Source organism: Actinomyces sp. MRS3W, from assembly GCF_032465695.1.
In the GTDB taxonomy this organism is placed as follows: Bacteria; Actinomycetota; Actinomycetes; order Actinomycetales; family Actinomycetaceae; genus Actinomyces.
In genome coordinates this window covers 1-7259 of the sequence record NZ_JAWDJJ010000277.1, presented here as the reverse complement: position 1 = coordinate 7259, position 7259 = coordinate 1, and the positions used below count along the sequence as shown (strand labels likewise).

Here is a 7259-nt window from a genome sequence, read left to right as displayed (position 1 = left end):
AGCGGAGGGCGAGCGCATCGAGGTCGATCTCGGCCCACTCCACCGATGCTCCCGCCGACCCCGCCGTATCCGGCATGGCCCCCACGGCAGTCGGAGGCTTCACGGTTCCGTTCGTCTCCTTCGTTGCCGCATGCATTGCGCCGTTCGCCAATCCGTCCTCGACGGAGCGAGCCGACGCCGGGGCGGGCGCGATGGTAGTCCCTGTACGGCGATTCGTCCGTACGGCTCCAGCACGCTCGAGCTCCCGATAGGCGCGAGCCACGGTGCCCGGGGCGATCTGCAGGTCTGCGGCCAGACGGCGCACGGCGGGCAGCCTCGTCCCGGGGGGCAGGGCCCCGGAGGCGATCTGCTCGGTCAACTGCGCGCGCACCTGCTCGAAGGGCGGCACCGACGAGCTCGGGTCGATAGTCAGCATGACCGCTCCTGAGCCGTCTGCCCGCACGCACCGGAATCACCGGCGTGCAAGGCGGCGGCATCGTTCTCATACTCCGAACGGGACTCGACAACGCCGCTGTCATCGTTGAGGTCATCACTGAAGTCATGCCCCACCCACAGGGAGGCGGAGGCATTGCGAACCCGGCGCCCATAGCACCACGGCACCGCAACGAGCGCCCAACACAGCACTCCGCAGGCGAAGGCGGCCATCCCAAGCACCGCAGTGAGGGTCATTCCGCGCTCACGAACCTCGGGCGCGATGAGCCACGTGGCCGAGGTCCCCAGGAGAAACAGGCTCAGCACCATGGACAACCCCACCGCGAGCCCGAGCAGACGCCGCACGGCCAGGGAGCGCAGCGCATCATCCCAGGCCAATTCCAGGGGCACGCGGGCGCGTTGAGGACGGTCCGCCAGGACCATGGCCCCGTGGATGAGCGCGCTCACGGCGCCAGCCCCCACCAGCACGCCGCCGATGACGACGAGGGGAATGAGAACCCCGCCTCGCGGACGCAGGGGCGTGGCCGCCCACACGCCTAACGCTCCCATGCCGGCGAGCACGACGGCCGGAATCGCTGCCAGAGCGGCGATCCTCTCCGGTCGCGGCGCATAACTCCTCCATGACACCGCCAGAGAGCGGGCCACCCGCGGAGCGGTCAGGTCCAAGGACTGTGACCGGCGGGTGACGCCGACGACGGATCCCAGGGCGTAGGCGGCGGCGGTGAGCGCCACCAGCACGCTGGGAACCATATGCTCTGCATCGGCGGCGGTCAGACCGAGGCCGAGCGCCACCGCTACGGCGAGGCCGCCCCATCCCCACGCCAGTGCGGTACGTTCGCGCCTGACCAGGCGCTCGCTGACGGCTTGACGAAGCGCAGGGGACACGGGCAGTCCCTGAGCGCCGATGAATGCCCCGACGACCTCCGGCTCGGTGTTGCCTCTCCGCGTTCCCCATCGAAGCGTCGACTGTGAGTCGAGCAGTATGACAACGATGATGGTCCACAGGACGATGATGTTCATGAACTACCTCCACAGCCGGTGTATCAACACACTCAGTGTATCAATACATCGGGAGTCGTCACGCGCCCCGGCCCCCGTTCAGGCGCCGACGCGCAGCCGCGGCATGCCGATGGACACCGGTGCGGCGTCGGACTCGGGCCGGGCATGGGCCTCGCGGCGGCGCCGCTCCCAGGCATCCCCGGCGCGGGTGCGGCGCACCTCGAACAGGGCCGGGCCGTCATCCATCCAGATGCGGTCCCCAGCGCTCCGGCCCGTGTCACCGGCAAGCGCCTCGCCGGCCGCGGCGCCGCAGCGGGAGGAATCGGCGATGAGGTTGTGCGGGGCGCCGTGGGTGACGCGCACGGTGAGCATGTCCCCGGGGCGCGGGGCGCCGGCAGCGTAGTCGTCCGCCGCCAGCCCGAGCGGTAGGGCCGCATGGACCAGGCGGTTGTCGTCGGCGCGCCCGGAGATGCGCGCCGTCGCCCGGTCGCGGCGCCCCTCCCCCTCGGCGACGAGGATCTCCACAACCCGCCCCTCCTGGCGCTCGTTCTCCTCCTGAGTGATACGCCGCACCAGCTCATCCAGCCGGGCGTAGCGCTCCTTGACCACCTCGGGCGGCACCTGGTCGGGCATACCCGCGGCCGGGGTGCCCGGGCGCGGGGAGAACTCGAAGGTGAAGGCGGAGGCGAAGCGGGCCTGCTCGACGACGTCGAGGGTGGCCTGGAAGTCTTCCTCCGTCTCCCCGGGGAAGCCGACGATGAGGTCGGTGGTGATGGCCGCCTCCGGCATCCGCTCGCGCACGCGCTCAAGGATGTTCAAGAACCGCTTGGTGCGGTAGGAGCGGCGCATGGCGCGCAGGATCCGATCGGAGCCGGACTGCAAAGGCATGTGCAGGCTCGGCATGACCGCGGGAGTGTCGGCCATGGCGTCGATGACGTCGTCGGTGAAAGCGGCCGGGTGGGGGCTGGTGAAGCGCACCCGCTCGATGCCCTCGACGGCGCCAGCGGCGCGCAGCAGCCCGGCGAAGGCGCCGCGCTCACCGAAGCCGACGCCGTAGGAGTTGACGTTCTGCCCCAGCAGCGTCACCTCAATGGCGCCTTCGGAGGCCACGGCGGCGACTTCCGCCAGCACCTCGCCGGGGCGCCGGTCGCGCTGCTTGCCGCGCAGGGAGGGCACGATGCAGAAGGTGCAGGTGTTGTTGCAGCCCACGGCGATGGACACCCAGGCGGCGTAGGCGGACTCGCGCCGAGTGGGCAGGGTGGAGGGGAAGACCTTGAGGGACTCCTCGATCTCAACCGCGGCCTCGGCGTTGTGGCGGGAGCGTTCCAGCAGGGCGGGCAGGACGTCGAGGTTGTGGGTGCCGAAGACGACGTCAACCCACGGCGCGCGCTCCACAATCCCCTGGCCCATCTGCTGGGCGAGGCAGCCGGCGACGGCGATTTGCATGCCGGGCCGCTCCCGCTTGACGGCGGCGAGCTGACCGAGGTTGCCGAACAGGCGGGTGGCGGCGTTCTCGCGCACGGAGCAGGTGTTGATAATGACGACGTCGGCGCCGCCGTCGCCGGCATCGGTGGCGCGTGCGAGCGCTTCGGGGACCTCCTCGGCGCGGCGGTAGCCGGCCTGTTCCAGCAGGCCTGCCATGTGCTCGGAGTCGTGCACGTTCATCTGGCAGCCGAGCGTGCGCACGTGATAGGTGCGCGCCGCGGGGCCGCCGGTTGCGGACGCGATGGGCGTCGGGGTGGTAGTCATCGCCGGAAGTCTAGGCCCGGTGGCTACCGCCGGGATGCACAGCCAGGCAGGGTGGTGCGGGCGCGCGAGCCCGTCGGCGGTCGGCAGACGGGCTCCGCCACTGGTGCGGGTTCAGGCCGGCGTCTGGGCCTGCCGACGCCGCTGCGCCAGGCGGGCATCATTCTGGGTGGCTTGGGCGAAGGCGGCGCCCGGCGCGGCCACCGACCCGAAGCTCGCCAGATCGCGTCGGAAGACGACGGCGGCCAGCCAGTCCATCATGATGCGCACCTTCCGGTTGAGGGTGGGCATGGCATAGACGTGGTAGCCGCGGTGCGCCGTCCAGGCCAGGAAACCGCGCAGGTTGTGCCCCATGATCCGCGCCACTCCCTTGCCAATTCCCAGGGAGGCAACGGTGCCGAGGTTCTCGTGCCGGTAGACGGCCAACTCGGGCTGCTCGTCGGGGCCGGCGGCGAGCGTGGCCGCCAGGTTGGCGGCCAGCACCTTCGCCTGGCGGACGGCGTGCTGAGCGGTGGGAGCGCAGGTAGCGTCCGGGTCCTCACTGGTCAGGTCCGGGACCGCGGCGCAGTCGCCGGCCGCCCAGGCACCGTCGACGACGACGCCGTCGCGAGCCACCTGGAGCGTGGGCAGGGTGGTGACGCGGCCGCGCCCCTCAATGGGCAGGTCGGAGTCGGCCAGCACCGGGGCGGCCTTGACGCCGGCGGTCCACACGATGGTGTCGGCGTCGAACTCGGTGCCGTCGGACAGAACCACGTGCCCGTCCACGCAGGAGTTGAGGAAGGTGGACAGCCGCACGTCGATGTCGCGCTCAACCAGCTGCTGCAGGCCGTATCCGGACAGCTCCTCGGTCAGCTCGGGCAGGATGCGGCGGGTGCCCTCCACCAGGACGAAGTGGACGTCGCTCTGCTCGATGCTGGGGATCTTGGCGACGGCGGCGCGCGCCATGTCCTCCAGCTCGGCGATCGCCTCGACGCCGGCGAAGCCTCCCCCGACGAAGACGAAGGTGAGCAGACGCCGACGCCGGCTGTGGTCCCAGGTGGAGGCCGCTTCCTCAATGCGGGAGAGCACCCGGTTGCGCAGGGCGAGTGCCTCCTCGACCTGTTTGAAGCCGAGGGCCTGGTCGGCCAGACCAGGGATGGGCAGGGTGCGGGCTTCGGCGCCCAGGGCGAGCACGAGGTGGTCGTAGCTGAGGGAATAGGGCTCGGGGGTCTCCCGGGTGGACTCCGGGACTGGGGGTGTGATGGTGACGGTGCGGTGGGCGTGGTCGATGGCGGTAACCGATCCGGTGAGGATGGTGATGCCGTCCAGGCCGCGACGGTGGGAGGCGACGACGTGGCGCGGCTGGATGGAGCCGGCTGCCACCTCCGGCAGGAAGGGCTGGTAGGTCATGTACGGGCGCGGGTCGACGACGGCGATCTCGACCTCGTCCGTATTGAGTCGGCTGCGCAGTGCACGGGCGGCGCAGAAGCCGACGTATCCGCCGCCGGCGATGATGACACGGGGCGGCCGGTGGCGGCCCGCAGCCGCGGCGACCGGAGCGACGTGTCGGCGCGTTGGGTGGGTAGTCAAGGCAAGCGCCGCGCCGGCAGCAGCAAGCCCGGCGGCGGTCAGGGCAATGGCGACGGGACGTCTCATGACCCAAATGTAAGGTTCGCCTTACACAACACGGAAGCGGCGTTCATGCCGCCGTCCATGATTCGCCTCACACGTGCTGCCCGGCGCCATCGAGACTGACACAGGTGGCGGGGGCGGTTTCTGTCGGCGGCCTCGCCCCGGCGTCCTGGCGGGCATCTCCTGGCTGCCGACCAGAACGTCCCTGATATACATTGCCTTTTGTCCTATCCCTCACCCCCAGGACTTTGAATCATGCACCGTCGTCGCTATCTCATGCGCAGGACCGCGCTACTTACAGCCGTCGCTCTGGCCGCCTGCGCCGCTTGTTCCGCCACCCCCGCAGGCGATGCCGCCAGCTCGGCGCCCGCGTCCGCAGCACCGAGCCGTTCCCTCTACGGCACCAATACGCCGCTGGCCGCAAACCCGAACTTTGAGGAGTCGGGCCTCACGGCAACGACTCTGAGTATCAAGGCCGAAGCGGACGCCGTCGTCACGGACGATCTCGGCATCACCTACGTCGAGCCGCGCACGGACAACTCCGCGGATCTCAAGGTTCACCGCGCGTCGTGGGATGGGTCCGAAGTCTGGTCGGCCACCGTGCCGGTTCCCGACGACGCGCAGGACATGAGCGTACGACTCAGTCAAGACCCGGCGATCGGCGTCGTCTCGGTGTGGCTGCGCGGCCCGAACGAGACCGACGCCGATGGCGCCCTGATTTTGCAGAACACCGATGCCATGGCCGGCGAGGTCACCTGGCTCGATGTGTCCACGGGCGAGGCGGTCTCGGAGGACCTCTTGACCATCGCCCTCCAGTTCGAGGGAACAGCCGTGCGCACCAATGAGGACTTTGCGGGCGCAATCGTCATGGAGAGCGACTCGGTGACCTCGGCGGTGGTGCACGTGGACGCCGATCTCACGCCGACCGGCACCGGCTGGGGCGACCTGGTTTCCTCCGACGCCGATCTGTCATTGAGCAATGTGAGTCAGTGGCAGGGGATGCCTCTGTTCACGCTGACCGACAAGGCAAGCGGAGCCAACACCGTACAGCTGGGGACCACGGAGCTGCTCACCACCGACGATGAGTACGCCTCGTTCATCCTCGGATCGACGCACTTGGCGCTGCGAGAATCGGGAAACCTGTGGCTGGTCGACTCCACAGGAACCGCCACCAAGATCGATACCGCGGCTTGCGAGCTCGGTAACAACGCTCAGTACCCGACGATCTCGCAGACTGCGCTGTACGCCGGACTGGCGCGTGTCACCCTTGAGGACCAATCGGTGGAGTGCTTGGCCGATCTCTCCCCCACCCAGGATGCGAAGATCACTGGGGAGTTCTCCGACGGCAGCGTATTGCTCACCTCAGCTCTTTCCAATGCGGATGTGCGCGGCACGTGGCTGATTCCGGCGGATCGCTCCCAGGCGGTGGAACTGGACAGCCTCGGACCCGTCGAGGTGTACTCGGACCACATCGTCAACATCATGAATGGCTCCGATACCACCAACGTTGACGTTTACGACTACCGCGACCTGCTGTTGCCGTAGGAGTGAGCCGCGCCGCCAGCGCGGCAGCTTCCCCACCCGGGGCCAAGGCGGCCGAGGGGCCTAACTGTTCTTCCCATGGAGGTTGTGTGCGGCGTGGTGTGAGGGGGTAGGTGAGGACCTCCGGTATCGATGTGGGTTACCACGCTCACTCGATCCACGGAGGTCCTCGTGTCATACGTTACTCATGCTCGTGCTGCTCTGAGTGTTGAAGGGCGGCTCAAGATCGCCAGCCTGGTCATCGACCAGGGATGGGCCCAGGCCCGCGTCGCGGAACGGTTCCAGGTCAGCCGGGGCACGGTCTCCAAATGGGTGGCCCGCTATCGTGCCGGTGGCCGCGCGGCGATGCAGGACCGGTCCTGCCGCCCGATCAACTCACCGAACCGCACCCCCCAGCGCACCGAGAGGCGCATCATCGGCCTGCGAGTCACTCGCCGCTGGGGCGCCCACCGGATCGCCTACCACCTCCACCTGCCCCAATCCACGGTCTCCAAAGTGCTGCACCGCTACCGGGTACCGCTGCTGGGGCACATCGACAAGACCACCGGTGCGCGCGTGCGCAAGCCCCGGCCGGTGCGCTACGAGCGGCACGCCCCCGGCGAGCTGGTGCACGTTGATATCAAGAAGCTCGGCCGTATCCCCGACGGCGGTGGCTGGCGCACTCTGGGGCGCGCCGCGGGCGGCAAGCATCGCTCGTCGATGGGGTACTCCTACCTGCACTCAGCGATCGATGACCACTCTCGCCTGGTCTACTCCGAGATCCTGCCTGATGAGCGCAAGGACACCGCTGCCGGGTTCTGGCATCGAGCCCGAGCCTTCTACGCCTCCTTGGGGATCACCGTGCAACGAGTGATGACCGACAACGGCTCGTGCTACCGCTCCGAAGCCTTCAACACCGCTTTGGGCAAGAGCGTGAAGCACAAGTACAC

General features: G+C 69.0%; 6 protein-coding genes. 2 read left to right on the top strand and 4 right to left on the bottom strand.

The features are described 5' to 3' along the window. From RWX45_RS10660 to RWX45_RS10645, 4 genes are all read right to left on the bottom strand, one after another. On the bottom strand, nt 1–415 hold a 415-nt coding region (locus RWX45_RS10660; RefSeq protein WP_316023702.1), incomplete at its 3' end, for a GntR family transcriptional regulator. Beyond that, on the bottom strand, nt 409–1452 hold the full coding sequence (locus RWX45_RS10655; protein ID WP_316023701.1) for a hypothetical protein: 1044 nt from the start codon (nt 1450–1452) through the stop codon (nt 409–411). The genes RWX45_RS10660 and RWX45_RS10655, both read right to left, overlap by 7 nt. A gap of 78 nt (nt 1453–1530) precedes the next feature. Further along, nucleotides 1531–3180, bottom strand: a complete 1650-nt coding sequence (gene miaB, locus RWX45_RS10650; protein WP_316023700.1) for a tRNA (N6-isopentenyl adenosine(37)-C2)-methylthiotransferase MiaB — start codon at nt 3178–3180, stop codon at nt 1531–1533. A gap of 111 nt (nt 3181–3291) precedes the next feature. Then, entirely contained in the window at nt 3292–4812 is a 1521-nt protein-coding gene (locus tag RWX45_RS10645) for an NAD(P)/FAD-dependent oxidoreductase (protein ID WP_316023699.1), read from the bottom strand. A 231-nt stretch (nt 4813–5043) separates the two neighbouring features. On the opposite strand from RWX45_RS10645, the gene RWX45_RS10640 reads away from it, so the two are divergent. Next, nucleotides 5044–6333, top strand: coding sequence for a hypothetical protein (locus RWX45_RS10640; protein ID WP_316023698.1), 1290 nt, complete (start codon nt 5044–5046; stop codon nt 6331–6333). Between the two features lie 168 nt (nt 6334–6501). Beyond that, nucleotides 6502–7259 (top strand): IS481 family transposase (locus RWX45_RS10635; protein ID WP_316023697.1); only part of this gene is annotated, 758 nt, incomplete at its 3' end.

Excerpts from the sequence above, each read along its gene's own strand:
- RWX45_RS10645 (WP_316023699.1), bottom strand. The coding sequence starts at position 4,812 with ATGAGACGTCCCGTCGCCATTGCCCTGACCGCCGCCGGGCTTGCTGCT.
- RWX45_RS10655 (WP_316023701.1), bottom strand. The coding sequence starts at position 1,452 with ATGAACATCATCGTCCTGTGGACCATCATCGTTGTCATACTGCTCGAC.
- miaB (WP_316023700.1), bottom strand. The coding sequence starts at position 3,180 with ATGACTACCACCCCGACGCCCATCGCGTCCGCAACCGGCGGCCCCGCG.
- RWX45_RS10640 (WP_316023698.1), top strand. The coding sequence starts at position 5,044 with ATGCACCGTCGTCGCTATCTCATGCGCAGGACCGCGCTACTTACAGCC.